At 52.3% G+C, this 405-nt stretch carries 1 protein-coding gene; it reads left to right on the top strand.

The window, feature by feature from the left end; all coding sequences use genetic code 11:
- Positions 1 to 190: 190 nt before the first annotated feature.
- On the top strand, positions 191 to 405 hold a 215-nt coding region (locus tag HZR81_RS23760; RefSeq protein WP_500129414.1), incomplete at its 3' end, for a response regulator.

Here is a 405-nt window from a genome sequence, read left to right as displayed (position 1 = left end):
CGCCATCTAGGCGCCGATAGGCCAAAGGAGCATGAAAAGGCCAAAAAGCAGAGTGTGGGAGCAACTGCTGAGGTAGACGTTAACGCTACAAGCTGTCAGACAGATGATGCGAGCATTACATTTCTGTAAGGTACTGGCTGCACGCCCTGACAATCGGCACACTGCTCCAAATGCCGGAGGGAATACTTTCATGAAGCTTCTTGTTGCTGAAGACGAGCCGAAAACAGGCACCTACCTACAGCAGGGGCTTTCAGAGGCAGGCTTCACAGTCGATAGAGTTGAAAACGGGACCGATGCTGCTCAGCACGCGCTTCATACCACATACGACTTGCTCATCTTAGACGTGATGATGCCTGGCCTGGATGGGTGGCAGGTTTTACAGAAAGTCCGCGCTGCTGGTAATGA

The sequence above is a fragment of the Pseudomonas sp. LM13 genome (assembly GCF_041381355.1).
GTDB classification, from domain to species: domain Bacteria; phylum Pseudomonadota; class Gammaproteobacteria; order Pseudomonadales; family Pseudomonadaceae; genus Stutzerimonas; species Stutzerimonas frequens.
Note: the sequence above shows the minus strand (reverse complement) of the source record. Positions and strands in the feature narration are given on the sequence as shown.